At 60.7% G+C, this 26,467-nt stretch carries 18 protein-coding genes and 1 riboswitch; of the genes, 12 read left to right on the top strand and 6 right to left on the bottom strand.

The features are described from left to right. Window positions 1–226: 226 nt before the first annotated feature. Window positions 227–475: riboswitch (cobalamin riboswitch) on the top strand. A 179-nt stretch (window positions 476–654) separates the two neighbouring features. From DM806_RS09530 to DM806_RS09520, 3 genes are all read left to right on the top strand, one after another. Next, window positions 655–2,766, top strand: a complete 2,112-nt coding sequence (locus DM806_RS09530; protein ID WP_179042985.1) for a TonB-dependent receptor — start codon at window positions 655–657, stop codon at window positions 2,764–2,766. After that, window positions 2,753–4,258: a PepSY domain-containing protein gene (locus tag DM806_RS09525; protein ID WP_179042984.1), complete on the top strand. Its 1,506-nt coding sequence runs from the start codon at window positions 2,753–2,755 to the stop codon at window positions 4,256–4,258. The genes DM806_RS09530 and DM806_RS09525 overlap by 14 nt, the downstream gene beginning before the upstream one ends. Before the next feature lie 621 nt (window positions 4,259–4,879). Continuing rightward, window positions 4,880–5,782: a phosphatase PAP2 family protein gene (locus DM806_RS09520; RefSeq protein ID WP_256869191.1), complete on the top strand. Its 903-nt coding sequence runs from the start codon at window positions 4,880–4,882 to the stop codon at window positions 5,780–5,782. A gap of 190 nt (window positions 5,783–5,972) precedes the next feature. Here DM806_RS09520 and DM806_RS09515 read toward each other — a convergent pair whose 3' ends face one another. Then, window positions 5,973–6,812 (bottom strand): fumarylacetoacetate hydrolase family protein, encoded by an 840-nt coding sequence (locus DM806_RS09515; protein WP_179042982.1) that lies wholly within the window; start codon window positions 6,810–6,812, stop codon window positions 5,973–5,975. 140 nt (window positions 6,813–6,952) lie between these two features. On the opposite strand from DM806_RS09515, the gene DM806_RS09510 reads away from it, so the two are divergent. Together DM806_RS09510 and DM806_RS09505 are read left to right on the top strand one after the other, a co-directional pair. Then, the gene (locus tag DM806_RS09510) at window positions 6,953–7,792 is read left to right on the top strand and encodes an amidohydrolase family protein (protein ID WP_179043073.1); all 840 of its coding nucleotides are present in this window, start codon (window positions 6,953–6,955) and stop codon (window positions 7,790–7,792) included. Between the two features lie 5 nt (window positions 7,793–7,797). Next, a complete protein-coding gene (locus tag DM806_RS09505) occupies window positions 7,798–8,805 on the top strand; it encodes an aldo/keto reductase (RefSeq protein WP_179042981.1) in 1,008 nt (335 codons plus the stop codon). Between the two features lie 119 nt (window positions 8,806–8,924). Here DM806_RS09505 and DM806_RS09500 read toward each other — a convergent pair whose 3' ends face one another. The 3 genes from DM806_RS09500 to DM806_RS09490 all read right to left on the bottom strand — a co-directional run bounded on the left by DM806_RS09500 (window position 8,925) and on the right by DM806_RS09490 (window position 11,744). After that, entirely contained in the window at window positions 8,925–9,419 is a 495-nt protein-coding gene (locus DM806_RS09500) for a CYTH domain-containing protein (RefSeq protein WP_179042980.1), read from the bottom strand. A gap of 92 nt (window positions 9,420–9,511) precedes the next feature. Continuing rightward, window positions 9,512–10,408: a MucR family transcriptional regulator gene (locus DM806_RS09495; protein ID WP_179042979.1), complete on the bottom strand. Its 897-nt coding sequence runs from the start codon at window positions 10,406–10,408 to the stop codon at window positions 9,512–9,514. Between the two features lie 235 nt (window positions 10,409–10,643). After that, window positions 10,644–11,744 carry a helix-turn-helix transcriptional regulator gene (locus tag DM806_RS09490; protein ID WP_179042978.1) on the bottom strand — a complete coding sequence of 367 codons (1,101 nt, stop codon included), beginning with the start codon at window positions 11,742–11,744 and terminating at the stop codon, window positions 10,644–10,646. 124 nt (window positions 11,745–11,868) lie between these two features. On the opposite strand from DM806_RS09490, the gene DM806_RS09485 reads away from it, so the two are divergent. Continuing rightward, window positions 11,869–14,016: a TonB-dependent receptor gene (locus DM806_RS09485; protein ID WP_179042977.1), complete on the top strand. Its 2,148-nt coding sequence runs from the start codon at window positions 11,869–11,871 to the stop codon at window positions 14,014–14,016. Further along, window positions 14,016–15,095, top strand: a complete 1,080-nt coding sequence (locus tag DM806_RS09480; RefSeq protein WP_179042976.1) for a PepSY-associated TM helix domain-containing protein — start codon at window positions 14,016–14,018, stop codon at window positions 15,093–15,095. Before DM806_RS09485 ends, DM806_RS09480 begins: the two co-directional genes overlap by 1 nt. A gap of 411 nt (window positions 15,096–15,506) precedes the next feature. Here the strand turns inward: DM806_RS09480 and DM806_RS09475 are convergent, their stop codons facing one another. Continuing rightward, window positions 15,507–16,559 (bottom strand): Leu/Phe/Val dehydrogenase, encoded by a 1,053-nt coding sequence (locus DM806_RS09475; protein WP_179042975.1) that lies wholly within the window; start codon window positions 16,557–16,559, stop codon window positions 15,507–15,509. A 125-nt stretch (window positions 16,560–16,684) separates the two neighbouring features. Here DM806_RS09475 and DM806_RS09470 point away from each other — a divergent pair, with 125 nt between their 5' ends. Beyond that, entirely contained in the window at window positions 16,685–17,146 is a 462-nt protein-coding gene (locus DM806_RS09470; protein ID WP_179042974.1) for an Lrp/AsnC family transcriptional regulator, read from the top strand. A 37-nt stretch (window positions 17,147–17,183) separates the two neighbouring features. Here the strand turns inward: DM806_RS09470 and DM806_RS09465 are convergent, their stop codons facing one another. Further along, on the bottom strand, window positions 17,184–18,329 hold the full coding sequence (locus DM806_RS09465; protein WP_179042973.1) for a dipeptidase: 1,146 nt from the start codon (window positions 18,327–18,329) through the stop codon (window positions 17,184–17,186). Between the two features lie 102 nt (window positions 18,330–18,431). Between DM806_RS09465 and DM806_RS09460 the strand changes: the two genes are divergently transcribed. From DM806_RS09460 to DM806_RS09445, 4 genes are all read left to right on the top strand, one after another. Beyond that, window positions 18,432–19,940, top strand: a complete 1,509-nt coding sequence (locus DM806_RS09460) for a serine hydrolase domain-containing protein (RefSeq protein ID WP_179042972.1) — start codon at window positions 18,432–18,434, stop codon at window positions 19,938–19,940. A gap of 210 nt (window positions 19,941–20,150) precedes the next feature. Then, entirely contained in the window at window positions 20,151–22,850 is a 2,700-nt protein-coding gene (locus DM806_RS09455) for a TonB-dependent receptor plug domain-containing protein (protein WP_179042971.1), read from the top strand. A 76-nt stretch (window positions 22,851–22,926) separates the two neighbouring features. Further along, entirely contained in the window at window positions 22,927–24,429 is a 1,503-nt protein-coding gene (locus DM806_RS09450; RefSeq protein WP_179042970.1) for an amidohydrolase family protein, read from the top strand. After that, window positions 24,426–26,447, top strand: coding sequence for a serine hydrolase (locus tag DM806_RS09445; protein ID WP_256869190.1), 2,022 nt, complete (start codon window positions 24,426–24,428; stop codon window positions 26,445–26,447). Before DM806_RS09450 ends, DM806_RS09445 begins: the two co-directional genes overlap by 4 nt. Window positions 26,448–26,467 lie beyond the last annotated feature (20 nt).

The following is a 26,467-nucleotide window of genomic DNA, read 5'->3' as shown; positions in this document are numbered from 1 at the left end:
TGTGAGGCACAATGCTCGTTCGAATTACGCAACCGCGATAGCAACGATCGACCATCTCTCCGTGTGCGAGGCAAGGCATCCAGGCTGCCGTCGAAAGTAGCCGAGAACCGAGCCCGGCGGCTGAACGGCGAGAGAAAGTCAATTGGCATAGATGATATGCTAATCACTTGCGCAAGAGAGGACTGCGTCATAAGGGGCGTTGTCCTTTTCCTGCTCTGGCAGGATAGGGGCGAAAGATCGCGTCGGTTCCCCGGAGACGGGGATGAAAAGGGAATGCGGTGCGGCCCCCAAAAGGGGCCAAATCCGCAGCTGTCCCTGCAACTGTAAGTGGCGAGCGCGATATACAGGGTGCGGACGGCATTATGGCCGATCCGCCAGCCACTGGGCCGGACGCTAAATCCTGCGAGGCCTGGGAAGGCCGTATATCAAGCGATGACCCATGAGCCAGGAGACCTGCCGGCGTCTGGTCGCTCTTGCCTTGGTCCAGGGGATGGCCGCGGCACGGTGAACTCCGTCTGAGCGACGAACGAGCGGCTGGGGCCGCATCGGAAACCGTGTGTCGGTCGCCCCTGGCGTCCGGCCGATGCCGGCTGCCGACCGTTCGTGAACGGCACGCCCCGCCCATTTGTCGTGCGACGCCGACGGGGGAATGCAATGTTGAAGTTCACATCGGCTGCGATTGCGGCCTTCTCTCTTGGCGCACCCTGCGCCATCGCCCAGCCTGCCGAAGAGGAGGTGGGTACTGCGGCGATCATCGTCACCGGTATGGTCGATCCGCTGCGGCTAAATCAGAAAAGCGAAGGGGCCAGTCGGCTCGGCCTCACTGCTCTGGAGATGCCCGCCAGTGTCGAAACGCTGGATGGCGACGCCATCCGCCTGCGCGGCGATCTCACTATCCAGGATGCGGCGGCTCGTGCGACCGGGATGGTCAACACGTCCGGCGTGTTCGGCTTCGGTCTGTCGGCGCGCGGTTTCACCGGACAGAATTCGGTGATGACGCTCTATGACGGGATGCGCATGTACAACAATACGCTGACCTTTCCCGCCGATCCATGGATGGCGCAGAGCGTGGAAATCCTGCGCGGTCCGGCCTCCGTCCTCTATGGCGAGGGAGCGATCGGCGGCGCGGTCAATGTCGTGCGCAAGCAACCGTCCGACAAGATGGAGGTGAGCGGCCGGCTCGGCCTCGCGTCCTTCGACAGTTTCAACGTTGCGGCCGGCGCAGGCGGCCCGATCACGAATGGGGTGGGTTTTCGCGCCGACGCCAGCTTCCGCCGGTCGGAAGGCTGGATGGATCGGGGCGATGCGGATGCGCTGGCGCTCGCCGGCGCGATCCGGCTGAAGCCCGCCGCCAACCTCAGCATTACCCTGTCGCACGACTATAGCGAGCAGAATCCGCGCACTTGGTTCGGCGTGCCGCTGATCGGCGGCAAGCTCGACCGTTCGATCCGAAAGAACAATTATAATGTTGCCGACGCCAGCCTGCGTTTCCGCGACAATTGGAGCCAGGCGAAGATCGAATGGACATCGTCCGACGCGCTGACCATTCGCAGCACCTTCTACCATCTGTGGGCCAATAAATATTGGAAGAATGCGGAAAACCTGACCTATGTCCCGGCCACCGGGACCACGGCGGCGCAGGTGCGCCAGAGCAGCTTCCTCGAACTCTACCACATCCAGAAGCAGACGGGGAACCGTACTACCGCCAATCTGGAACATGATCTGGGCGGGCTGGAAAACAGGCTGGTTGTCGGCTTCGACGTCAACCGCATCAGTTACAAGAATGTCAGTAACAGCGGCAACAACGCTACCCGGCTGATTGATGCGGTCGATCCCGATCCAGGCCTGTTCATCCATCAGGCGACGACGAAGCCGCGCTACACCAACCGCATCCGCCAATATTCTATCTTCGCCGAAGATCGGCTAAAATTCAGCGATCAATTCTCGCTGGTCGGCGGTGTGCGCTACGATCGGCCGGAGATCACCAAGACGGATTATGTAAACGCGGCGAACAACTTCACCTCAACGCCCGATGCCGTGACCTGGCGCGTGGGCGCGGTCTATAATCCGGTGCCCAGCCTGTCGCTCTATGGCCAATATGCGACCGCCGCCGACCCGGTCGGTGCGCTGGTATCGACCAGCGTCGCTCAGAGCGATTTCGACCTGTCGACCGGACGGCAATATGAGGCTGGGATCAAGCATATCTTCTGGGGCGCGAAAGGCCAGTGGACGTTCGCCATCTACGATATCGTCAAGCGCAAGCTGCTGACGTCCGATCCGCTGATCCCGACCATTCAGGTGCAGGTCGGCCAGCAAAGCTCGCGCGGGATGGAGGCTTCCCTGTTCCTGGAGCCGATCGATCGCGTCAGCATCACGCTCAACGGCGCGTTGTTGCGGGCGCGCTATGATGATTTCTCCGAATCGGTGGGGGGCGTCCTGTTCCAGCGGGCAGGCAATCGGCCGAGCAATGTGGCAACGCGGACAGCCAACGTCTTCGCCAGTTGGGAGTTTGCCAAGGGGTGGATCGTGGACGGCGGTCTCAGCTATGTCGGCAAGCGGTATCAGGATGCGGCGAACAGCCGGGTCGTGCCGGCTTATACGCTAACGGATGCCGGCGTGCGCTGGCAGTTCGTCGAAGGAGCGAGCGCAGCGCTGCGCGTCCGCAACATCTTCAACGAAACCTACGCTCGTGCGACCTATGGCCAGACGCAATGGGTGCTGGGCGATCCCCGGACGGTGGAGGCGACGATCCATGTCGCTTTCTGACATGGCGGCAGTACGGCGCAGGGCATTTCCCTTCGCCGCATCCACCCTGTGGAAGGCAACGAAGCGCTGGCTTTATGTCTTCCATCGCTGGACCGGCATCATTCTGTGCCTGCTCTTTGCCATCTGGTTCCTGTCGGGACTGGTGATGCTCTATGTGTCCTTCCCGTCCTTTCGCGCGCCCGAACGGGTGGCGATGGCCGGGCCGATCGACTGGCGGCAGGTACGCATCGGTCCCGACCGGGCGCTGGCGCACCTGAGTCAGCCCGACTTCCCCGCTGAAATGCGACTGGGGACTGTCGGTGGGGAACCTCTCTATGTCTTCGCGACTTCCGGAGGGCGGCGTGCCGTATCAGCGCGGACGGGTACGGAGATCATGTCGGTCGACGCGCAGCGTGCCGCATCCATCGCTTCGGCCATGATCGACGCGCCGGCCGTATCGATCGATCCGGTCGATCAAGACCAGTGGGTCGTCACCCGTACCTATAAGGCGATGGCTCCATTCTGGCGGGTGCGAATGGCCGATGCCGCCGCTACCGACCTCTATATCAGCCAGCGCACGGGGGAGGTGGTGCAGAATACGACGGCACATGAACGTTTCTGGAACTGGCTGGGGGCGGTGCCGCACTGGATCTATTTCGAAATACTGCGCGTGTTTCAGGAACCATGGCGGCAGACGGTGCTATGGACGTCGGGTGTCGGCCTTTTGGGGGCAATGGCGGGCTTCTGGATCGGCATCCTGCGTGTCCGATTGAAGCGGCGCTACAAGTCGGGATCGGTCAGCCCTTATCGCGGCTGGATGAAATGGCATCATGTCGTCGGCATGATCGGTGGCCTGTTCCTGATCACATGGGTGTTCAGCGGCTGGCTATCGATGAGTCCATGGGGCGGTTTGCGTGACAGCGGGCATCATGATGCGGCCCGCCTCTATGCGGGAGCGAAGCCGCGATTTCCCGCCACGGACCTTGCCGCGCTGGCGCAGGTCGGGGCAGGCGCGCGCGAAGTTCGTTTTGCCTGGCTGGGCGGTCGGCCGGTCATGACCCTGTGGGGTGTAATGGAACCGCGTCTGCTTGAGGGAGCGACTGCCCTGCCCTTGGTACTCGACCGGCAACGCATAGCCGGGATGGCCCAATCGGCCATGCCGGGTGCGACCCTAGTAGCTATCCAACGTCTGGATCGTCCCGATCGCTACTGGTATTCGACCGGTGATCCGCGCAATGATAGTCGTCCGCTGCCCATCATGCGGCTGAAGTTCGACGATCCGGCGCAGACATGGCTCCATATCGATCCCACTTCAGGTGCCTTGCTCGGCCAGATCGGTTCAGGCGGCCGCAGCTATCGCTGGCTGTTCAACGCGTTGCACAGCCTCGACTTTCCATGGCTGCTCATCTGGCCGGCGCTGCGCCATATTATCGTATGGACCCTGTCTGGCGCGGGCTTGCTGATCTCGATCAGTGGCGTGGTGATCGGGTGGCGGCGACTGGTCCGATCCTGACTTGCAGATCGGCCCCTTAACTCATTTGGGGCCGGACGAGACGTTCGGATAGAATCGACATGATCGGCTTGGTTGACAGCAGACGCTTCAAGAACCGCAACTGACGCCTTCATGGATCGGGGGCGAGGCATCGCCCCCGACTGTTCAAGCAGTTCAAGGGAGGCAATCTGGCGGTTCCTGGGAGCGGTATGGGGCTTTCCATCGCGGCGAAGGCGATGGCCGTGATAGGCGGATAAATCCAGTAGGAAGATCGCGTCGATGGCCATGGCCTGCAGGTCAAGCTAAGTCTTGTATCAGTGTCATGAAAGTCTGATGTCGAGAAATGCCGTGCCAGTCATCGATCCGCTGTGACATAGGGTAACGACCCGCATCGATCGCCGCCCCGTTCAGTGAGCCTTAAGGCAGCGCACAGGATGCGCCATTCTCTCTCCTGCTGTTTCCAGCATCCCTCCCCTTGGACTTCCCTTTATGTCAACGTTCCTGCCTTCTGCCTGTCGTACATTCCAGTTGTTCGGCTGGCTATTGGCATGCAGGGGCCAAGGCGTTGGCCTGGCGACTATGCGCAGGCCAGCCCCTTTTCTCAGGCGGCCCATCCTGATCGCGCTATGCCTGAGCGGGGCCTTGCTTGGCGCGCTGATGTATTCGGCGGGGCTTCACTTTGATCCCTCGCGACCAAGCAACATTCCTTACATCGCAGGCGGGCTTGTTGCTGTCGTGCTGAGGTTTGCACTGCCCCGAACGGCCTGGCGTCATGCGGGTGTAGTTGCGCATTTCAGCGAATATGCAGCGCTGTTCACGATCATCTCGCTCATGGGGGCCAGCGCCAGCTATCCCATAGCGGCGCTGACGCAGGGATATGCCGATGCTACGCTGCATCACATTGATTTGTATATGGGATTTGACTGGCTGGCGCTATATCGGCTGGTCTGCAATCATCCATGGCTCCAAATGGCCGGAACGATTGCCTATCGGAGTATCTATATCACGCCTGCGCTGTTGCTTTGGCGTTGTGCTTGTACTGGTGACAAGGAGCGCGCGTACCGGTTTCTTGCCAGCTTCTGGCTTGCAGCGTTTCTGACGCTTGCGATCTTTTCTCGCATGCCGGCAATCGGCCCCTTATCCTATCTTTGGCATGGACCGATCAGCTACATGCCCGAAAGCGAAGTCTGGCAGTCCGGCCTCATCCCGGCTTTGCGGGAGCATCAACTACAGGTCGTCGACCTGGGGCAGTTGCGGGGCATTGTATCAGCGCCTAGTTTTCATACCGCCGCTGCAATACTCTATATGGCGATGGCCTGGCGCCTCGGGGCGCTGCGCTGGCCGGTTCTCATTCTTAATGTAGCGATGCTTGTCTCGACGCCAGTCGAGGGCACGCATTATCTGGTCGATATGATATTAGGGGGCATAGTTGCCGTCTCGGCACTGGTCTTGATTCATCTTTATCTACAGCTCCGGCAGAAATATCAGGATCTTGATCCTGATGTACAGGTAAAAGTGGCAAGCCACGTGCCAATGCTCATTTAAAAATGCGTCTCATCGCGGCAATAATAGTGGCTGCTTTGCCTTGGTGCATGCTCTGTCATGTGTTCATGGCGACCTATGACTTCCGAATGTAATCGGGGAGCTTTGTGTCCGCCCGTGCGAAATTGCAGCACGTAAAGGATACTGCCCCCTCGCACGAACGTTCAGCCCAAAACACCGGCATAGAGGATTGTCAGATAAACCGTTGTTTTTGTTCTCCAAGGCCAGCAATGCCAAGGGCTACAACATCGCCAGACTTGAGATACCAGGGCGTGGGTTTCTGCCCCAGGCCGACGCCGGGGGGAGTGCCGGTCGTGATGATGTCGCCGGGCAACAACATCATGAACTGGCTGACATAGGCTATAATCTCCGCGACGGAAAAGATCATCGTCTTCGTGCTGCCATCCTGCATGCGCTCACCATTGACGTCGAGCCACATGGAAAGCGCCTGAGGATCGCCCACTTCGTCGGTTGTCACCAGCCAAGGCCCGATCGGCCCGAAGGTTGGAAAGCCCTTGCCCTTGTCCCAGGTCGCGCCGCGTTCGGTCTGCCATTCGCGCTCGGACACGTCGTTGACAACGCAATAGCCCGCGACATGGGCAAGCGCGTCGGCCTTGTCCACGCCATGGGCCGCGGTGCCGATGATGACGCCCAACTCGACTTCCCAGTCGGTCTTGCGCGAGCCAGCGGGGATAGTGACGGGGTCATTCGGTCCCTGAATGCAGCTTACCCACTTATTGAACACCACCGGCTCTTCGGGAATGGGCAGGTTGGATTCGGCGGCATGATCGGCATAGTTGAGACCGATGGCTATAAACTGCCGCGTGCCGGCGACCGGCGGACCGTAGCGGACCGGGCCTTCGATCAGGGGCAGGCTGGCCGGATCGATCGTCGCCAACTGTGCGAGGCCGTCCGGAGCGATGGCCGCGATGTCGATATCACTGATATGCGACGACAAATCGCGAATATGACCATTGGCGTCGACCAGGGCAGGGCGTTCCTGACCGGCTTCCCCGATACGACATAATTTCATTATGATTATCCTTTCTTACGACGACTATGGAAGCGCATGGACAGCCAGCGATCATATTGTATGATGTCGTATGTTTATCGAGAAGGCAAGGCGCGACTGATGGGCAAGCATAGGATCTACATGCAGGAAGTTCGGGTGTGATGCGACCCCGCATATTGGATTCACACCAGCACTTCTGGCGGATCGGCGGACCGGGGCAAATTTGGCCGGATGCTGATTGGCCCTTGTTGCATCGCGATTTCCTGCCGGACGATCTATGCGCGGCAACCAAAGGGCTGGATATGGTCGGGACTATTCTGGTCCAGTCCCAACCCGACGATCGTGATACCGACTGGATGCTGGGTTTGGCGGCGGAAGATCCGTTGGTCCGGGGCGTGGTCGGTTGGGTCGCCCTGGATGATCGCAACGCGCCCGAGCGGATTGCGCAGCTTGCGGCAAAGCCCGGACTTGTCGGGCTGCGGCCGATGTTGCAGGGGATCGAGGATAGCGCATGGATATTGCGCGATGAACTAGGACCGGCAATCGAAGCGATGCTCACCCACGGCTTGCGCTTTGATGCATTGGTCCAGCCGCGGCACCTGCCCGTTCTTGCTCGCTTCGCCGCGCGTTGGCCTGGCTTGCCGATCGTGATCGACCATGGCGGGAAGCCCCATGCCGCCGACCTGATCCTCGATCCGTGGCGCGAACAACTCGCCGCGCTCGCCCGCCATCCGAATATCTGGTGCAAGCTGTCAGGCCTGCGCACCGAGCAGGCGCAGGGGCATAAGGTGGATGCGCTGGCCCCCTATGTCGCGCATGTCCTACACTGCTTTGGCGAGCGGACGATGTGGGGCAGCGACTGGCCGGTCCTGCTGCATATGGGCGACCGCTATATCGACTGGGTCGATGATGCGCTGCGTCTGGCCGAAGATCTGGACGGGGCGGCGCGCGAGCGCCTGTTCGAAGGCGCCGCGCGTGCCTTCTATGGCCTCAAGGATTAGGAGAAATGGTGGCGCTGGATTTTGGCAGGCTGGGCTTCGGAGCGGCGGCGATTGGCAACCTCTACCATGCCATTCCCGACGTGGATGCGCGCGCTGTTGTCGAACAGGCTTGGGCGGCAGGGCTGCGCTATTTCGACACGGCCCCCCATTATGGTTTTGGCCTGAGCGAAAAGCGGCTCGGCGAGGCACTGGCCGCTCTCGATCCGGGAGGGGAGGCGATTATATCGACCAAGATCGGTCGGCGTCTTGCCCCGGTATCGGGCGCGAACCTGTCGCAGCAGCGGCAGGGCTTCGTGTCGCCTGAACCCTATGAGAGCGTGTTCGATTATAGCTATGACGCGGTGATGCGCTCCTATGAGGCAAGCCGGCAACGGTTGCGACGCGATCGCATCGATATATTATATGTCCATGATATCGGGCGGTTCGCCCATGGCGATGCCCATGCGACGCGAATGCGCGAACTGATGAGTGGCGGTTTTCGTGCGCTCACTGAGTTACGGGATGCCGGTATCGTCCAGGCGATCGGTCTTGGTGTCAACGAGATTGAAGTTTGCGAGGAGATATTGAGCGAGGCCGATATCGACATCATCCTGCTCGCCGGACGGTATACGCTCCTGGAGCAGGCGCCGCTCGATCGCCTTTTTCCCCTTTGTGCGGAGCGTGGCGTCCGGATCGTGCTCGGCGGCCCGTTTAACTCCGGCATACTGGCGCAAGGCGTTCGGCATGGTGGGCCGGTTCATTATGACTATGGAGCGCCGCCCACGGAAATCGTCGAGCGCGTGGCGCGGATCGAGGATATTTGCGAGCGGTTTGGCATCGCGCTTGCGGCGGCGGCGTTGCAATTTCCCTTGGCGCATCCGTTGGTCGCGACGGTCATTCCGGGTATCGGTTCTTTGACCCATCTCCATGCTGCTCAAGGTTTCATGGAACAGTCAATCCCGGCCGCTTTCTGGTACATCCTGAAGGATGAAGGGCTGATTGACCCGCGATCTCCTCTGCCTGCCGATGAATGAATATTCCATCGATCGGCATCAACGCGCGCGTATCAGTTGCCATGGCGGCCAGGCCAAAAATGGTCGGGCGGCGGCCGATACGGTCCGTAAGATTGCCGCGTAGCGCGACGTCCAATGCGTTATGGAAAAGGGAAGCCGGTAATGTTCAGTCGCGGATTCGACCGACGGTATGATGGGAATGGAAGAAATGCGAAAGCGGGGATCGTCGGTGACGCCCTTGCCGACCCATGTGAGCAATTCAACGATCTGGTCTGGCGTGGAAAGTTCGATTTCGGCCAATATAAGGCCGGCGGCATTTCCAGCGAAACATCGGCATCCCAGACGTGTCCGGCATGTGGAACGCAATAGCCCGCCTTCTCTATCGGTGGACCGGCGGACAAGCGGTCCAGAAGCTTCTGCCCGTCTTCTGCCGATATTTCATATTCAAATTCGTCGCGTGCAATGCCTGCCCGTGCCCTCTTGATAGTCAGCCATGCCCTATCATCCGCTATGCGGATACCGTACACTCGCGTGGTCATCATGCGCGATATAGGCTTGGCGACGCTCGTATCCGGCATCAGCCATCTTCTACGGTCGTCGTTGACCAGGAACTTGCGCTCGATTTCCAGTGCCATGGACACCCTGCCGCCGAATAGTCGGATGAAAGACCTTTTGGGCGCCGTGAGTCACCATCGCCACCCTATTCGGGAGGCGATGGCGATCAGGATCAACCCTCTGCCGGGATGGATGCGACGTCCGACTTCTGGTCCGAGGGCTTGGACTTTGGTGTGCTGATGCCCAGCTTCCGACGAGCAGGTTTCGTAGGCGCAGCGGCACTGTCCTTGTCTTGCGTGGCTGGTTTTGCCTTGGTTCGGGAAGCAGTTTTGGCTTCGCGTGCGGGGGCGGTGCTTTCGCTTGCCGCTGGCTTCTCCTTGCGGGCCGTCTTAGCCGTGCGCGGCGACGTGCCGGCGCTCGTCTTGGGCGCGCCGGACTTGCGCGACGGCTTGGGAGCAGCCTCTGCCGCAACGACGACTTGCTCTTCTACGGTCGGCGTCTTTGTCCGAACCTTCGACGCAGGAGCCGCCGAGGTCTTTGTATCTGCTCCCGGTGCTGCGGTCTTGCTGCGGTTTTTCCGAGTTGAAGATTTTTCCGGCGCCGTCAGCGAAAGGCTCGCCGCCTCGACCTTGTTCGACGGGGCCGAAGTCTGCGCCGCCGCCTGCGCGGCGCTGCCGCGCTGGCCAAGGCCGATCTTCTGCGCGACGGCGCGGCGCTGTTCGGAATAGCCGGGCGCAACCATCGGATAGGATTTTGGCAAACCGAAACGCGCGCGATATTCATCGGGCGTCAGGCCATTGGCGGCGAGATGGCGTTTCAGCGTCTTGTAGGGGCGCCCGTCGATCAGGCTGATGACATGCTCGCGCGACGCTAGACTCTTGCGAATGCTGACCGCAGGCGTATGTTCGGGAACCTCGACTTCAACCTGCGCTTTTTCTTCGATCAGTGCGCTGCGGGTTGACTGGATAAGCGCTGCGAGTTCGTTGCTTGGAACCAAATTATTGGCAACATAGGCGCTCAGCAACTGCACGGTCAATGTCGTGTAATCGGGCTTTTCGGTATCGGACATAAGGATTTCCCGTCGAGATAGATGTCAGAGTCCATGCCGCTTTGCCGTTTCTGCGGGCGCGGAGCCATGACTTTGCCGTATATCGAGTATCTTGTCAAAGACAGTAGGTTAAGGTCTATGGAACAGTTACCGGTCATGTCGATCCTGCATGACGCCTGTTCCGGCACATAGTTCCGTCATGCCTTCCGGTTCGACTCATGTGCGACGACTTTAGCTGTTCAGCAGAGATAAAAGATCAGGCGTTTCCGGCGATCGACAGCACACTGGTCAATATATTGCGCACCAGTTCGGCCTGGCCGCGTGCGCCGGTTTTGGCATAGACCTTCTTCGAATAGTTACGCGCAGTCTCCACCGTAATGCCAAGTTCCGCTGCCGCTTCTTGGATCGAAAAGCCGCTCGCGATCGCCCAGGCCAGTCTGGCCTCGCTCGGCAAGAGACCGAACAGGTCGGCCAATTGTTCGCAGCGATCGGCATGTGACCAGCGGTCGCCGCTCAGATAGGCGATGGCGACCGGTTTGGAATGGGGGCTTGCGAAACGGTTGTGGACTGGCGTGACGAGCATGTCCATCCAGGGGTCGCGACTGAGACTGAAGGCGCGGGGCCGGCCTTCGCCGGTTTCGGCATAGGATTTGACGAGCGCAGTCAGGGTGCGATCCATTTCGGGAGAAGCTGGCGTCAATCGGTCGTAGCGTCCGCGGCGCAATATGGTCGTGCGCTGGAATAGTTGTTCGACATGCGGGGTCATGTCGATGATCCGACAGCGTGCATCCAGCGTCAGCCAGCCAAAATTCAATCGTCCGAAGGCGTCGGATGTCACCGACGAACGAAAGCGTTCGCGTTCCAAGGTGACCAGACTTTGAAGTGCGATGCGCAAATGGGGGGCAAGAGCGGTCAGAAGCGCACTGACCGCTGATCCAATATTCCGATCTCCCGCGCATGTCAGCCAGGCGTCGACGCCGCTCGGTTCGGTGACGCGAACGGAGCGAATATTGATGACGCCCAGTCCATGCAAAAATTCATCGCGATAGGCTCGTTGAACAGGGTCGTGCGGGTTGAGCAGTTCGTCGAGCGTGTAGATCCGCGCTGGTCGCATTTCCCGATAAGGAAGAGGATCGCGCTGGCCATATTTTTCCAGGAAGAGGCGGTCGAGATGTGGCGGCATGGCGGGGCCGGCATATAATTCGACAATAGCATCTTCGTCGATCGGCCTGAATGCCAGGCTGACATAGCGCGCGCCGCTATGGGCGCGCAGCTTGTCCAGAAAGCCATGCCACAAAGGCTGCTGGAATATGCCCTCGTGCAGAGCCGCCAATAGTCCGCCATCGTCCAGTCGCATGGTAAGGCATATAGCCTCCCATTTGGGAGGTGCAACCCATGGTCAAAAGATGAATTCTAGCATGCGAATGACTTGCAAAAGCATTTCGTTTTTCGTAGGTCGCGCGCGGTTTCCAGGGGGTATCATGCGCCATTTCATCCGTTCCGCGTCGGTCATGGCGCTTTTCTCTTCCACGTCGGTTCTTGCGCAGGGCACTTCTGCGGAAGAAACCCGCGATTCGATCGTGGTGACGGCGGCGCGAACCATTTTGCCAGCCAATGCATTGCCGCTCACCATCGAAGTCATCGATCAGGAGACCCTGAACCAGCAGGTTGCGATCGGCGGCTCGGTTGTCGATGCGATATCGACTTTGACACCTTCCTTTTCACCCACGCGACAGAAATTGTCGGGCGCCGGCGAAACATTGCGTGGCCGCTCGCCACTCTATGCGATCAATGGCATTCCGCAGACTGCGCCCCTGCGTGACGGCGCGCGCGACGGTTTTACGGTCGATCCCTTCTTCATCGATCGTGTGGAACTTATCTATGGCTCCAATGCGCTACAGGGCATTGGCGGCACCGGTGGCATCGTCAACCAGGTGACGGTCGCTCCACCGAAGAAGGACGGCATTGCCGGCAGGATGCTGGCGCAGGGAAATACTGACACTGGTTTCCGCGGTGACGGTATCGGTGGAAAGGTCGCGGGCCTGATCGGCTGGCGCAATGGCCGCTGGGATGCGACCGTGGGTGCAGCCTATGAAAAGCGTGGCGCTTTTTATGACGGACATGGCAATCGCGTCGGTACCGACCTGACGCAGGGCGAAACTCAGGACAGCCGCAGTTGGTCACTGTTCGGTCGCTTCGGCTATGCGCTGAGCGACAGCGCTCGGGTCGACCTGACGATAAGCCGGTTCGAATTGAAGGGCGAGGGCGATTATATTGCCGCCAACGGCGATTATAAGGTCGATCGGCCGACGACGTCAGTCCGTGGCGCGCCGCCGGGTGATCCTGCCAAAAGCCGGACCGAAAGCGCGGCGTTGACGTTGACCGACAGCAATTTGTGGGGCGGTAATTTCATCGCCCAACTCTTTCTCAACCGATCGCGTGACACTTATGGCGGCGAAATCGCTCCCATCGCGACCTTCCAGGATGCGTCGCTGGCGCCGATCGGCACCCTGTTCGATCAATCACAGAATCGTAGCCGAAAATATGGTGGCAAGATCAGCTATGAGAGGGCCGTTCCGGGGTTCGAGGCACTGACGGCGACCCTGGGTTTCGATGCGCTCTATGATCTCACCGAACAGCGACTGATCGCTACCAACCGAAGTTGGGTGCCCCCGACGGACTATCGCAGCCTCGCGCCCTTCGCCCAGGTGAATCTCGCCTTGTTCGACGAGAAGCTTCGCCTCGCCGGCGGCGTGCGGCATGAAGATGTGCAGATTGCCATCGACGACTATCGTACATTGGCTAGCTATGGAGGCTTTGCTGTATCGGGAGGCACCCCCGGCTTCAGCGACACCTTGTTCAATGGCGGCGCCATCCTGGAACCGTGGGACGGTATCCGTGCCTATGCCAGCTATGCCGAAGGCTATACCGTGCCGGATGTGGGCCGAATCGCCCGTGCCGTTGGGCGGGCGGGGGTCGACATGGACGATTATGTCAACATCCGCCCGATCGTATCCAACAATCGCGAAGTCGGTGTCGAACTGAAGCGCGGACCATTGAATGCCAGTGCCGCCTATTTCTGGTCGACCAGCAAGGAAGGGGCGCTGCTTGTCCAGACCGCGATCGGCGCGCCGTTTGAAATTCAGCGGCAACGGGTCGAGATTCAGGGTCTGGAACTGAACCTGTCGACCAGAATGCCCTTGCCGGGCCTGACACTGTCGACCGGCTACGCCCATCTGATCGGCCGGACTGACGGTTCTGATAATGGCGTGGACGTTGTGGATCGCGACCTGGACGGCGCGAATATTTCGCCCGATCGGCTCAACATCGCCGCCAACTATGTCAACGGCCCGCTCACCGCGCGCGTTCAGACGCAATTCTTCCTTTCGCGCCAGTTCGAGCGGGAGCCTGGCATATATAATCCGCTCTATCGTTTTGACGGTTATAATGTGACCGACATCAGCATGCGGTACCAGACGAGCTTCGGCGCAGTCACGCTGGCGGCGCAGAATATCTTCGATCGCTTCTACATCGATTATTATAGCCAGACGGTCCGGCCCAACGACAATGCCCATTATTTTGCCGGGCGCGGACGCAATTTCACCCTGTCATGGGATTACCGCTTCTGATGAAGCCGATCGACACGCTGCATCGCTGGACGGGCGGTATTATTGGCCTGTTGCTGGCAATACTGGGCCTGACTGGCGCGCTGCTCGTCCACAAGGATGCCTGGGTCCTGCTGCCCCATGTGCACGACGCGCAGGTGCAGGATACGGCGCGGCTGGCGCTGATCACGCAGAAGGTGATGGGTGATCCCGCGGTCCAACCGCAATCACTGACTTTTGCGTCGCAGAATTTCGGCCTGTTGCGGATTGCTTATGGTGGCGGCGCCGGAGCCTATCTGGATCAGGGTGGTGCTGTCGTTACCCAATGGCAGAGCCAGTGGGAGCGGCCTGAAATCTGGATGTTCGACCTGCATCACCATCTTTTCTATGGCGACACGGGCGAAGCGGCGATCGGCTTGGCTGCGCTTTGCGGGATATTCTTCGTCGTCACCGGCACCATATTATGGTGGCGTACGCGTAAAACGTTCGAATTTCGCTTATGGCCTGCGCGGATGAGCCGGCCCGCGATCGTCCGCCAGCATCGTGATCTGGGCGTGGTCATCGCGCCTCTGTTGCTCATGTCGCTGGTGACGGGCGCGGTATTGGTCTTCAGGCCGATGGCCGTCCTGCTGTTCGGTCCTGGCGCGCCTGCCTTGATCGACAAATCGTTGAAGGGGCCGCCGCCGATCGACGCAAGACTGTCCGGCAAGCTGGACTGGTCTGCCATGATCCGGACGGCGCGACGGCAATTTCCAGATGCCGAATTGCGCAGCATCAACCTGCCGCGCAAGGATAGCGGCCTCATCACGCTGCGGATGCGGTCGCCCGAGGAGTGGCTGCCCAATGGCCGCACCACATTGTGGTTCGCGGCCGACACGGGTAGGCTTGTAGCGATCCGCGACGCCGCCATGCTGCCGGCGGCCGTCAAAGGCTATAATCTTCTCTATCCGCTGCATGCGGCCAAGGTCGGGGGGCTGCCGTTCCGTCTCGTCATGACGCTGTCCGGGCTTGCGCTGACGATGTTGGGAACGTTCGCGGTCTGGACCTTCTGGTTCAAGAAGCCGAAAGCAGTCAAGGCGCGGCGAAAGGTCATCAAGATCTGAGTTCGGTGCTTCATGCCCATCAAATGCCGGGCTTTTGCGACACAAGTCTTGCCCGCATCTGCGCGAAATATGATCGGAGAGGCGTCGTAAATTCGCACATTTTCCGAGCCTTGCGCAGGATATTCGGGAGGTGGCGTCGGCATGACCGGAAACTGCTGCTCCACCTGTCGGGCGTTGACCGTGTAGCTGCAGGAAAGCCAGTCTCTGCCGCGCACCGGATCCCACCTTACAGCAGGCGACGCGCGGCAACATCGATGTAGCCGGCAGCGTCGCCTGACTGTTGAAGACGGGCTGTTGCACTCGGATCGTCGATACAATCCGCTCCGACATGATGGCGCACAGTGCGGCCAGTGCCTGGCTGCCAGATCGATCGCCGGGCGGGATAATGCAGCAGCCAGTCTTGACGATGGTTCAGGCTGCCCGGCAATCGGCCTGGGTGATGATGCGTTCGGCCATTTCATCGGCGACCAGCGCCGGAGATCGTACCTCGCGTCGCGCCAGTTCCAGTATCTCGCCGATACGTGGGCCGATCTGATCGACGCGTGCGGCGACGCTTGCCCGATCTTCGCCCAGATATTCGGCGGACACGCTGATGATCCCGCCTGCGTTGACGACATAGTCCGGCGCGTAGACGATGCCGCAGTCCACCAATTGCTCTGCGACGTCTGCCGTGGCCAGTTGGTTATTTGCCGCACCGCACACCAGCCTCGCCTTCATGCCTGCAACGCTTTGTGAGGTCAGTGCCCCGCCCAACGCGCAGGGCGCGAATATGTCGGCCTCGACCGACATGATCTCCGTGACGTCCACGATCCGCGCGTCCAGCACCGCACCCAGCGCGTTGCGGCGACGCGGGTCGATATCGGCAATGATGAGCCGCGCTCCGGCATCTGCCAGGCGACGACACAGGTTTGCGCCGACATTGCCCGTGCCCTGCACCGCGACGGTCAGGTCGGAAAGTTCTGCACCCAATGTGAAGCGGGCTGCGGTCCGCATCGCCTCGAATACGCCCAGCGCGGTCCATGGAGACGGATCGCCGCCGGCCATGTCGCCCGCCGGGTCAAGGCCGGCGACATGGCGCGTTCTGGTCGATACAGCACGCATGTCGGCAACCGTGGTGCCGACATCCTCGGCGGTGACGTACAGGCCGCCCAGTTCCTCGACCGCGCGGCCGAAGGCGCGGAACAGGGCGGCGCGGTCAAACGGACCATCGGGCTGGCGCAGTACCGCCTTGGCGCCGCCAAAGGGCAGGTCGGCCATTGCGTTCTTGTAGCTCATGCCTTCGGCCAGACGATAGGCATCATCCAGCGCGCTGCCCAAATCGGCATAGTGCCAGAAGCGACAACCGCCAGCGCCCGGTCCGAGCGCAGTGGAGTGGATTGCGATGACGCCGTCCAGGCCGCTTTCGGGATCGAGCAGCCGCACCGATTGCATCGGCGGGTTCTGGCGGGCGAGACGGACGACCATGGTTTTCTCCTTTGCAGTGTCGTGAAGATTATCGGCCGCGGCGCGAGAAGAATCTTGCCCGATTTTCGGCAAGACCGGATAAAATTGGGAAGATTTATCCTGAATAATTCGATATCTAGGATAATATGATCGATCTTGATAGCTTCGAGCGGAAGATTCTCCGCGAACTGCAGCGCGACGCCAGCCAGACCACGGCGGAGATCGCTGAGAAGGTAGGGTTGACGCCGTCGCCTTGCTGGCGCCGTATCGACAGGCTGGAGCGGGAGGGGCTGATCCGCAAGCGAGTGGCGGTGATTGATCGGCGCAAGGTCGGCCTCAATGCGCAGGTCTTCGCGCAGGTGAAGCTCAACGCACATGGCCGGGCCAATCTGGACGAGTTCAGCGAAGCCATTCGCGCCTTTCCGGAAGTGCTGGAGGCCTATGTGCTGATGGGCACGATGGACTTCATGCTGCGGATCGTTGCGAAGGACATCGACGCCTATGAGCGCTTCTTCTTCGAGCGGCTCAGCAAATTGTCCGGCGTGCAGGAAATCAATTCGACCGTGGCCTTGTCGGAAATCAAGTCGACCAACGAATTGCCGATATGAATATGGCGGGGCGTCTCGATGCCCCGCCATGGATGGATTATTTCCAGGTCGCGGCCAGCAGGCGACGGAAATTGCCGCCCAGCACCGCCCGGATATTATCGTCCGAATAATTACGGCGCACCATTTCCTCGACCAGATTATACATCTTCAATGGATCGTCGAACCCGTCCGTGTCGATCTTGTCACGGAAGGCGTAACTGCCCTTATAACCGGCCTTCAACTTGGCGTAGGCGGTCGGCTCCATGTCGTCATAGCCGTAAATATCTGCGTCGGACCCGATGCCGACCTTGTCGATGCCGATCAGCTTGGCGACATGATCGACCTGGTCCACCAGATTGGCGATCGTCGTTGGCTCCTTCGCGGTCAGGAAGTTGCGCACGCCGGTAATGCCCATGACGCCGCCCTTGGCCCCCAGCGCCTTGATTGCTTCGTTGGTCTTGGTGCGCGGATGGTCGTTGAGAGCCCGGCAGTTGCTGTGCGTGATCGCGATAGGCCCGCTAGCCATGGCGATCGCGTCCAGCGTGGTCTTGTCGCCGCAATGGGACACATCGACCAGCATGCCGGTCTTGTTCATCTCCCCGACGATCGCGGCGCCATAGTCGGACAGGCCTCCGTCGATCCGGTCGGTACAGCCAGATCCGATCCGGTTCTGGCTGTTATAGGTCAGCTGCGACACGCGCTGGCCGAGCTGATAGAATGTCTTCACATCCTCTACGGTGTTGAAATGATCGCTATTCTGCAACCCCATGATGACGGCCATCCGACCGTCCTGCTTGGCGCGATCCAGGTCCGCGCCAAGCCCCACGCCCTGAAAGAGATGGGGGTTGCGCGCGACGAAGCCGGTCCAGGCCAGCAACCATTGCAGCGTCTGCTGCCGCGCGTCCGGGCCACCGATACCAATGCTGTTGTGGAACGCCGTGATGCCGCTCGCGCGGAAATCGGCGGCCCATTTTTCGTTCACCGGCTCGGCATAGACTTCGGGACGGAAGTCCAGTGTCAGCGGCCCCAGCATATCGATGATGAGCGACTCCCTGACCAGGTCGGTCACTCGCTTGGAGTAGCGGCGGGCGGAGGCGGCATGGGCCTGGTAGAGGCCATAATTGATCATCGGAAAGGCGAGCGCAGTCGCCGTCATGGCGCCTGTCAGCATCTGCCGTCGCGAAACACCTGTCTTCCTGTCCATGCCTCACTCCCATTTTGTCGGATTGGAAAAGAGTTTGCCGAGAATGTTTGGTCCTGTATAGAGAAATAATTCCCAATGCGAGAATGTGTGAAGGGGTTCGGCATGCTGCATCTCGACCATGAAGTCAGGCGTCGGTGGAAATGGGGGGTGGGCAGCGCCGCCGCTGCACTCCTGCTGGCGCCGGCCGGCCATATGGTGATGGCGAAGGCTCCCGTAACCTCAGCGTCCTACTCTATTGACCGGACAAGGCTTGTCGGCCTGCCCGAATTTATCGACGGCATATTGGCACAGCAGATCGCGCAGCGCGAAGTCGCCGGGGCTGTCGTTACCGTCGTCCATCGCGGTAAGGTCATAATGACGCGTGGCTATGGCTTTGCCGATGTCGACAGGGCTATTGCCGTCGATGGGCAGCGCACGTTGTTCCGGCCGGGATCGGTGTCAAAGCTCTTCACCTGGGCAGCATTGATGCAGCAGGTGGAGACCGGTCAGGTCGATTTGGACGCGGATGTGAACCGCTATCTCGATTATGAAATCCCGCTATTCGAGGGCAAGCCAATCAAGGTTCGCGACCTGTTCGCCCACGCCATGGGCATGAGCGACCTGTCCTATGCCGAGGATGAATGGAAGAAGGAAGAGACCTATCAGTCCTTCCTCAAGACCCATATTCCCCAGCGCCTCTGGGCGCCGGGCGGCGAGATTTCCTACTCCAATTACGGCGCATCTCTGGCGGGCTATATCGTCGAGCGCGTATCGGGTGAGTCTTTCCCGGATTATGTCGAGCGCCATATCTTCCAACCGCTCGGTATGGCAACCACGACCTTCCGCGAGCCGCTGGCCGGCGGCAATGCAACGAATATGGCGAAGGGCTATGCATTGGTCGATGGGCGGTACAAGGCCAAGCCCTATGAGCGATATGACAAGATCATGCCTGCAGGTTCCGCAGCGTCTACAGCGCCCGACATGGCGCGCTTCATGCTGGCGATGCTCGGTAATGGTGCGCTGGGCGGGGCGCGCATTTTAAAGCCGGAATCGGTCCGCTTTCTCGAAAGCGACTCGGTCGCCAATGCGCCGGGATTACAGGGCATGGCCCATGGCTTCATGGTCGCCCGCGAAGCTGGGCCGCGCCTCGTCGGTCATGGCGGGAACACTATCGATTTTCACAGCTATCTGCTGCTCGCGCCCGAAGCCGATTTCGGCTTCTTCGTGTCGATGACCGGCGGGCAGGGCAGCTATGGCGCGCGCACGGAACTGAGCGATGCGATCATTGGCCGACTCTTCCCGCAGATGCCGGCGCCACGCTGGATGCAGCCAAGCGCAAAGCCGATGGTAGGGGCCTATCGCGTCAACCGCCGCGATTATGGCAAGCCCGCCGATCCGGCCGGCGATCTCAAGCTTTCACTTCAGGGAGAACATGGCCTGTTGATCGAGGGGCAGGGCCGCAAGAGCTATTGGGAGCAGATCGGACCTGCCCTCTATGAGCAGGTGACGGGCGCGCGGACAGGTGGCCCCTATGACCGGTTGCTCTTTTATGGGGCAGCCGACGATCCCCGCATCTCGTTCGGTTCCCAACCGCACGTCACTTATCATTTAGTGTCGGCGCATGAGCAATGAAGCCTGGCCAGGCCGTCGATCATAAGATCGGCGGCCTAATTTCTCTAATATGACAAAATTATCTCATTTAGGATTGTATTGTCCCTATATTGATGTTCTTATCCTCCTCAGTTGAATCGGAGGAAGCAGTTACGTCGGGCGAAAAGAAGCGACCATAAGCGGACGGCCTTGGCGTGCTGTGCCCTGCGATGGGTGCAAAGGGGTATGAGCATGAAGTCCAACCATTTGTTGTGGCTTGCGGGCACCGCGTTGGCGGGAATCGCAGGCGTGTCGCCCGCCTTGGCGCAACAGCCTGCGGAGCAGTCTGTAGAATCCGAAATTATCGTCACAGGATCGCGTATCCAGCGGCAGGGCTTCGATGCACCCACGCCTACGACGGTATTGGGGGTGGAGGAATTGCAGCAGGGCGACCGGCCTAGCCTGGCACAAGCGCTGAACGATATTCCACAATTCAGGCCGACCGCCACGCCGGAAACCACGACGGGCAATACCACAGCGGCCGCATCGCCAGCAGATTTGCGGGGCTTGACGGCTGTGCGCACACTGACCTTGCTCAACGGCCATCGCTTCACTGGCAGCGCCGACCTCAACAGCGTGCCGCAAAATCTGATCAAACGGGTCGATGTTGTGACCGGTGGCGCTTCGGCAGCCTGGGGATCGGGTGCGGTTGCCGGGGTGGTCAATGTCATCCTGGACGATGAACTAACCGGTTGGAAGATGGGCGCCAACACCGGTATATCTTCACGCGGTGATGGCTATCGCTTCGGTGGCGACCTGGCCTGGGGCACGAAATTCGCTGGCGATCGTGGCCATGTCATGGTCGGCGGCGAATATCTCAAGAGCAAGGGCGCCTTCGATCGAGATTCCCGGCCGAACCTCAATGCCGGCCTCTTCCAGCGCGCCGACGGCCAACTCGTTCTGGCCAATGACGTCAATTACACCATCCTCAATCGGGGTGGATCGATCCTCAGCACGTCGGCAAGGCCATATAATCTTGTGTTCAATCCGGATGGATCGATCGGGCCGCTACCGCTCGGTAGCGAGACGTTCGGCCAGCAAACCATCGGCGGCGGCGGGCAAAGCATCTACGACTATCTGTCGGTCAGCACGCCCTATGAGCGGACCAACATCTTTGCCCGCGCCAGCTACGAACTGACCGACACTCTGAAGATCTGGGTCGATGGCAGCTACAATCGCATGGCTGGCGACTTCTCCTTCTTTCCGGAAACGCCCATTTCCGTAATCCAGCAGGACAATGCCTTCCTGACTGCGGCCGCTAGGTCGCAACTGGCGGCAGCGGGCGTCACCGGCCCCTTCATCCTTGGTCGCATTCTGGACGATGTCGGGCCGGACGGCATGCTGCGATTCAACTATGCGCGCCGCAATCTGGAAGGGGCAATCGGGCTGGATGGCAGCTTCGGCAATGGCTGGAGTTACAAGCTCTATTATGATCATGGAGAATTGCGAAACCGGCAGTCTCTGGGCAATCAGCGGATTGCCGCGCGATTCAACAAGGCAATCGACGCTGTCTTAGTCAACGGCAGCCCGGTCTGCCGCGTCAATGCGGATGCCAGCACGGCCAATGACGACGCGGCATGCGTGCCGATCGACATATTGGGCAATGGCAAGATCAGCGAAGCCGGCCGTGCCTATGCCTTTGGCGACGCCGCCTCGACCAGCACCACCAAGCTGGACGCTGCGGGTTTCAGCCTCAGCGGCCAACCTTTCTCCACATGGGCTGGCCCGGTCGATATTGCCGTGGGCGGTGACTTCCGATGGGAAGAGTTCGTCACCAATTCCGTCGATGCGCTGTCGGCGGCGCGGGCTTTTGCGACCCTCAATTATGCGCCGACCAATGGCGGCTTCAGCGTCAAGGAATTTTTCGCCGAGGTGGCCGTGCCGCTGCTCGATGTGGCGGACACGGCCAAGCTGGAGGTGAATGGCGCAGCGCGTTATTCCGATTATAGCACCAGTGGCGGCATCTGGTCCTGGAAGGCCGGTGGCACGCTGCGGCTGGTCAACGACCTGTTGTTGCGCGCGGTCTATTCGCGCGACATCCGTTCGCCAAGCATCAACGAATATTATTTGGGCCGCGCCACCAATATTGGCAACATGCAGGATCCGTTCCGCAACAATTCGGTGGCGCTGAACGTGTTCAGCTATACTGGCGGCAATCCGGATCTCGACCCTGAAATTTCGCATACATTGACGCTGGGCGGTTCCTATTCGCCGCGCTTCGTGCCGGGGCTGCGCCTGTCGGTCGATTTCTACAAGATCAAGATCGACGGCGTGATCGTGACGCTGGCACCGCAGGATGTGCTCAACCTCTGCGCCGCGCAGAATCCCAACGACAATCTGTGCGGCGGCCTGCTGGAGCGCGATGCCAATGGTGGTCTGGTTTCCGTGCTGCGCACCTACCGCAACCTCGCCCAATATAAGACCAAAGGGCTGGATATCGAGGCGGCCTATCAGATTCCCCTGGGAGCAGGGCGCGTGACCGTTCGGTCGCTGGCGACCCATGTCATGGAATTGCTGATCGATGACGGCGTCACCACGACCGATCGCGCCGGCATCGTGGGTGGCGATACACTCTTCTCCACGCCCAAATGGCGGATGACCAGTTCGGTCGGCTATGATGACGATCATTTTGGTGCGGATGTGCGCGTCCGTCATGTCAGCGGCGGCAAATATACCTATGTGCCCGGCCCGAACGGCCAGTTGCCGATCAACAACGATATCAAGGGCCGCACCTATGTCGACCTTGCCGTCCGCTTCAAGGTGGGGGCCTTCACCCTCTACGGCAACGTCAACAACCTGTTCGATCGCGATCCGCCGATGTCGCAATATACCAATGCGAATTACGACGTGATCGGCCGCTATTTCTCCGGCGGCGTGAAGCTGAATTTCTGATCGCCCGACAGCGACCCGGGCGGCGGCAGCTTCCTTGCCCGCCGTCGTCCAGACATTTTGACGAGAGGATCTGACGATGCGTGCTGCACGTCCAGCTTTCCGACATGGCGCAGTGGCTATCGCCTCGCTGCTATTGGCTTCCGCCTCGGCCTTCGCTGCGCCTTCGGCACCCTATGACCTGATCCTGACGGGCGGGCGGGTGATCGATCCCGACAGTGGTCGGGACGAGATTGCCGATATCGGCATCAGGGATGGACGCATCGCCGCCATTTCCACCAACCCGCTCAGCGGCGGCAAGCGGCTCGATGCTAAGAACATGGTCGTCGCGCCCGGCTTCATCGACCTTCACGCCCATGGGCAGGATCCGGTCGCGGAGCGGCTGCAATTGCTCGATGGGGTCACGACGGCGATCGACATGGAAATCGGCACGCTGCCGGTCGCCGACCTCCACGCGCGAATGCAGGGCAAGGCACTTATCAATTTCGGCGCTTCCGCCTCTCATATCTGCGCGCGGTTGCAGATATTGTCGGGAAAGACCTGCGCGGACAGCGGCCCGCATCAGGTGGCAGCCGACCCGGCGATGCTGGCGAAGGGCGCCGACCCGGCTCAGGAAGCACGTATTGCTGACCTGATGGATCGCGATGTGAGGGCCGGGGCGCTCGGCTATGGCCTTGGCATCGAATATGTGCCCGGCGCGGGGCGGCGGGAGATTTTCCGCATATTCCAAGCGGCGGGAAAGACCGGCGCGCCAGTCTTCACCCATGTCCGCAGCCGCCCGCTCGACAAGGCGAGCGGCGTGCCGATCGCCGTCGTGCAGGAAGTGATAGCCGACGCGGCAACGACCGGCGCGCCACTCCAGATCGTACATATCGCCTCGACCGGCCTTGGCGACGTGCCAACCCTGCTGGAACTGGTGAAGGGCGCACAGGTGCATGGCATCGACGTCACGACCGAGGCCTATCCCTATACCGCGGGGAGCACCGCCATCGGCTCCAGCTTCTTTTCCGAAGGCTGGCAGCAGCGTAACGGGGTCAGCTATGACGCGGTCCAGTGGCCGGCCACGGGCGAGCGGCTGACGCCGGAAAGCTTTGAGCGCTACCGTCGGGACCAGCCTGATGCCGCCGTCATCATCCATGTCATCCCAAGCGAGATCGTCGATCTGGCCGTGACCGATCCGGTGGTCAGCATCGCATCGGACGGCGTGCCCTGGACCACGGCGGGCGAGCATCCGCGCGGTGCCGGCACCTTCGCCCGCGTGCTGGGCGTTTATGTCCGTGATCGCAAGCTGCTCGACCTCAAGACCGCGATCGCCAAGATGACGATCATGCCTGCGCGCCGGTTGGAGAAGGTTTCGCCGCAAATGGCGCGTAAGGGGCGGATTGCGGTCGGGGCCGATGCGGACATCACGATATTCGATCCGGCGAAGGTCAAGGACAGCGCCACGTTCGAAACGCCGATGCAGCCATCCGTCGGCATCCGCTTCGTGCTCGTTGGCGGAACGCTGATGGCGCGCGACGGACAAGTAACCGAAGGCCAATTCCCCGGGCAGGCGATCCGCAGTGCGCTGGGGCAGCCATGACGGGACCATCTTCAGACAGCTTCAACAGGGAAGGGCGCAGCATCATGCGATGGATGAAATATCTGGCTGCCGGCGCATTGGCGCTGGCAGGAGGCGTTACCGCGGCTCAACAGGTGCCGGCCGATGCACCGTCCTTGCTGCCGCAACCGGCGGCCAAGCCTGCCGCAATCGTGCCGGTGGCGCCATCGGTCGACGGGCAGCATGTGCTGACGAAGCAGGATGTCGACGCCTGGCTCGACGGTTTCCTGCCCTATGCGCTGGCGCGCGGCGACGTCGCGGGTGCGGTCGTCGTCATCGTCAAGGACGGGCAGGTGCTCACCCAGCGCGGTTTCGGCTATGCCGATGTCGCCACGCGCAAGCCGGTCGATCCCGCCACCACGCTCTTCCGCCCCGGTTCGGTGTCGAAGCTCTATACCTGGACTGCTGTCATGCAGCAGGTGGAGGCTGGGAAGCTGAACCTCGACACCGACGTCAACCAGTATCTTGATTTCAAGATCCCGCCCTATGAGGGCAAGCCGATCACGCTGCGCAACATCATGACGCATACCGCGGGCTTCGAGGAAGCAGGCCGCGATCTGATCGGCAAGAGCGATAATATCCCGACGCTGGAAGCCGCGCTGAAGCGCTGGACGCCGCACCGCGTCTATGCGCCCGGCTCGACACCGGCCTATTCCAACTATGCGACCGCGCTGGCGGGCTATATCGTGCAGCGGGTCAGCGGCATGCTGTTCGACGATTATATCGAGCGCAATATCTTCCAGCGGCTCGGCATGAAATATGCCAGCTTCCGCCAGCCGCTTCCGGCCGCGCTCCAGCCGCATATGGCCAAGGGCTATCAATTGGGATCCGGGGAGGCCAAACCGTTCGAGATCGTGTCGGTAGCCCCGGCCGGCAGTTCGTCGATCAGCGGCGCCGACATGGCAAAGTTCATGATCGCGCATCTGAACAATGGCGGTCCACTGTTGAAGCCCGAAACGGCGAAGCTGATGCACGCGCCCGCCAATGAGCCGCTGCCCGGCCTCAACCATATGATGCTCGGTTTCTACGAGGAGAGGATCAACGGCATCAGCGCCATTGCCCATGGCGGCGACACGCGCTGGTTCCATTCCGACCTGACGCTGTTTCCGGGCAAGAATGTCGGCATCTACATCTCGTTGAACAGCATGGGGAAGGACGGGGTTGTAAGTCCCATCCGCAACACGCTTTTCAAGCAGTTCGCCGACCGCTATTTCCCAGCGCCTAAGGCAGCGCCAAAGGAACTGGCGAGCGCCAAGGCTCATGCGGCGCAGGTCGCCGGCACCTATGCCAGCAGCCGCGCCCCGGTGGAGAACTGGGCGGCGATGATGGGCTTCCTCAGCCAGATGAAGGTCGGCACGGACAAGGACGGCAAGCTATCGGTCCCGGCCTTCAAGACCATCGGCGGCGCGCCGCGCAAATGGGTCGAGGTCGCGCCCTATATCTGGCAATCGACGGAGGATGGCGACCAGTTTGCCGCGCGGATCGAGAATGGCAGGGTCACGCGCGTCTTCTATGGTCCCGTCGCGCCGATCATGGTCTGGGATCCAGTGCCTTGGTACAAGAATACCACCTGGCTGAAGCCGCTGGCGATCGCGGCGCTGGCGATCCTCGTCCTGACGGCATTGGCCTGGCCGGTGGGGGCCATCAATCGCAAGCGCTACGGGGCCAAGCTGGAACTGGCCGGGCGTGACCTGATGCTTCATCGCGTCGTTCCTGCCTGTGCCTGGGGCGTGCTGGTGCTGCTCGGCAGCTGGGTCGCCGTTATCACCATAGCGAGCGATTATGTGACGTCGGTTGGTCTCATCTGGTTCAACCAGATCGCAGGGCTGCTGCTTTTCTTCGGGTTCGTCGGCATCGCTGGCTGGAATGTCCATCATGTCTTCAAGAACAGGCGTGGCTGGTTCGGCAGGCTGTGGAGCGTGTTGCTGCTGACGGCCACCATCGTCATGCTGTGGGTGGCGCTTGCCTTCCACCTCATCAGCTTCGGCGCCAACTGGTAATAGCGATGCGGAACCGGGCG

The organism is Sphingobium lactosutens, assembly GCF_013393185.1.
Lineage (GTDB): Bacteria > Pseudomonadota > Alphaproteobacteria > Sphingomonadales > Sphingomonadaceae > Sphingobium > Sphingobium lactosutens_A.
This window is presented reverse-complemented; position numbering and strand designations above follow the sequence as displayed.

Coding starts and splice junctions, on each gene's coding strand:
- DM806_RS09485 (WP_179042977.1), top strand. CDS start 11,869: ATGCGCCATTTCATCCGTTCCGCGTCGGTCATGGCGCTTTTCTCTTCC.
- DM806_RS09455 (WP_179042971.1), top strand. CDS start 20,151: ATGAAGTCCAACCATTTGTTGTGGCTTGCGGGCACCGCGTTGGCGGGA.
- DM806_RS09495 (WP_179042979.1), bottom strand. CDS start 10,408: ATGTCCGATACCGAAAAGCCCGATTACACGACATTGACCGTGCAGTTG.
- DM806_RS09460 (WP_179042972.1), top strand. CDS start 18,432: ATGCTGCATCTCGACCATGAAGTCAGGCGTCGGTGGAAATGGGGGGTG.
- DM806_RS09500 (WP_179042980.1), bottom strand. CDS start 9,419: ATGGCACTGGAAATCGAGCGCAAGTTCCTGGTCAACGACGACCGTAGA.
- DM806_RS09530 (WP_179042985.1), top strand. CDS start 655: ATGTTGAAGTTCACATCGGCTGCGATTGCGGCCTTCTCTCTTGGCGCA.
- DM806_RS09445 (WP_256869190.1), top strand. CDS start 24,426: ATGACGGGACCATCTTCAGACAGCTTCAACAGGGAAGGGCGCAGCATC.
- DM806_RS09475 (WP_179042975.1), bottom strand. CDS start 16,559: ATGGTCGTCCGTCTCGCCCGCCAGAACCCGCCGATGCAATCGGTGCGG.
- DM806_RS09490 (WP_179042978.1), bottom strand. CDS start 11,744: ATGCGACTGGACGATGGCGGACTATTGGCGGCTCTGCACGAGGGCATA.
- DM806_RS09510 (WP_179043073.1), top strand. CDS start 6,953: ATGCGACCCCGCATATTGGATTCACACCAGCACTTCTGGCGGATCGGC.
- DM806_RS09525 (WP_179042984.1), top strand. CDS start 2,753: ATGTCGCTTTCTGACATGGCGGCAGTACGGCGCAGGGCATTTCCCTTC.
- DM806_RS09480 (WP_179042976.1), top strand. CDS start 14,016: ATGAAGCCGATCGACACGCTGCATCGCTGGACGGGCGGTATTATTGGC.
- DM806_RS09515 (WP_179042982.1), bottom strand. CDS start 6,812: ATGAAATTATGTCGTATCGGGGAAGCCGGTCAGGAACGCCCTGCCCTG.
- DM806_RS09450 (WP_179042970.1), top strand. CDS start 22,927: ATGCGTGCTGCACGTCCAGCTTTCCGACATGGCGCAGTGGCTATCGCC.
- DM806_RS09470 (WP_179042974.1), top strand. CDS start 16,685: ATGATCGATCTTGATAGCTTCGAGCGGAAGATTCTCCGCGAACTGCAG.
- DM806_RS09505 (WP_179042981.1), top strand. CDS start 7,798: ATGGTGGCGCTGGATTTTGGCAGGCTGGGCTTCGGAGCGGCGGCGATT.
- DM806_RS09465 (WP_179042973.1), bottom strand. CDS start 18,329: ATGGACAGGAAGACAGGTGTTTCGCGACGGCAGATGCTGACAGGCGCC.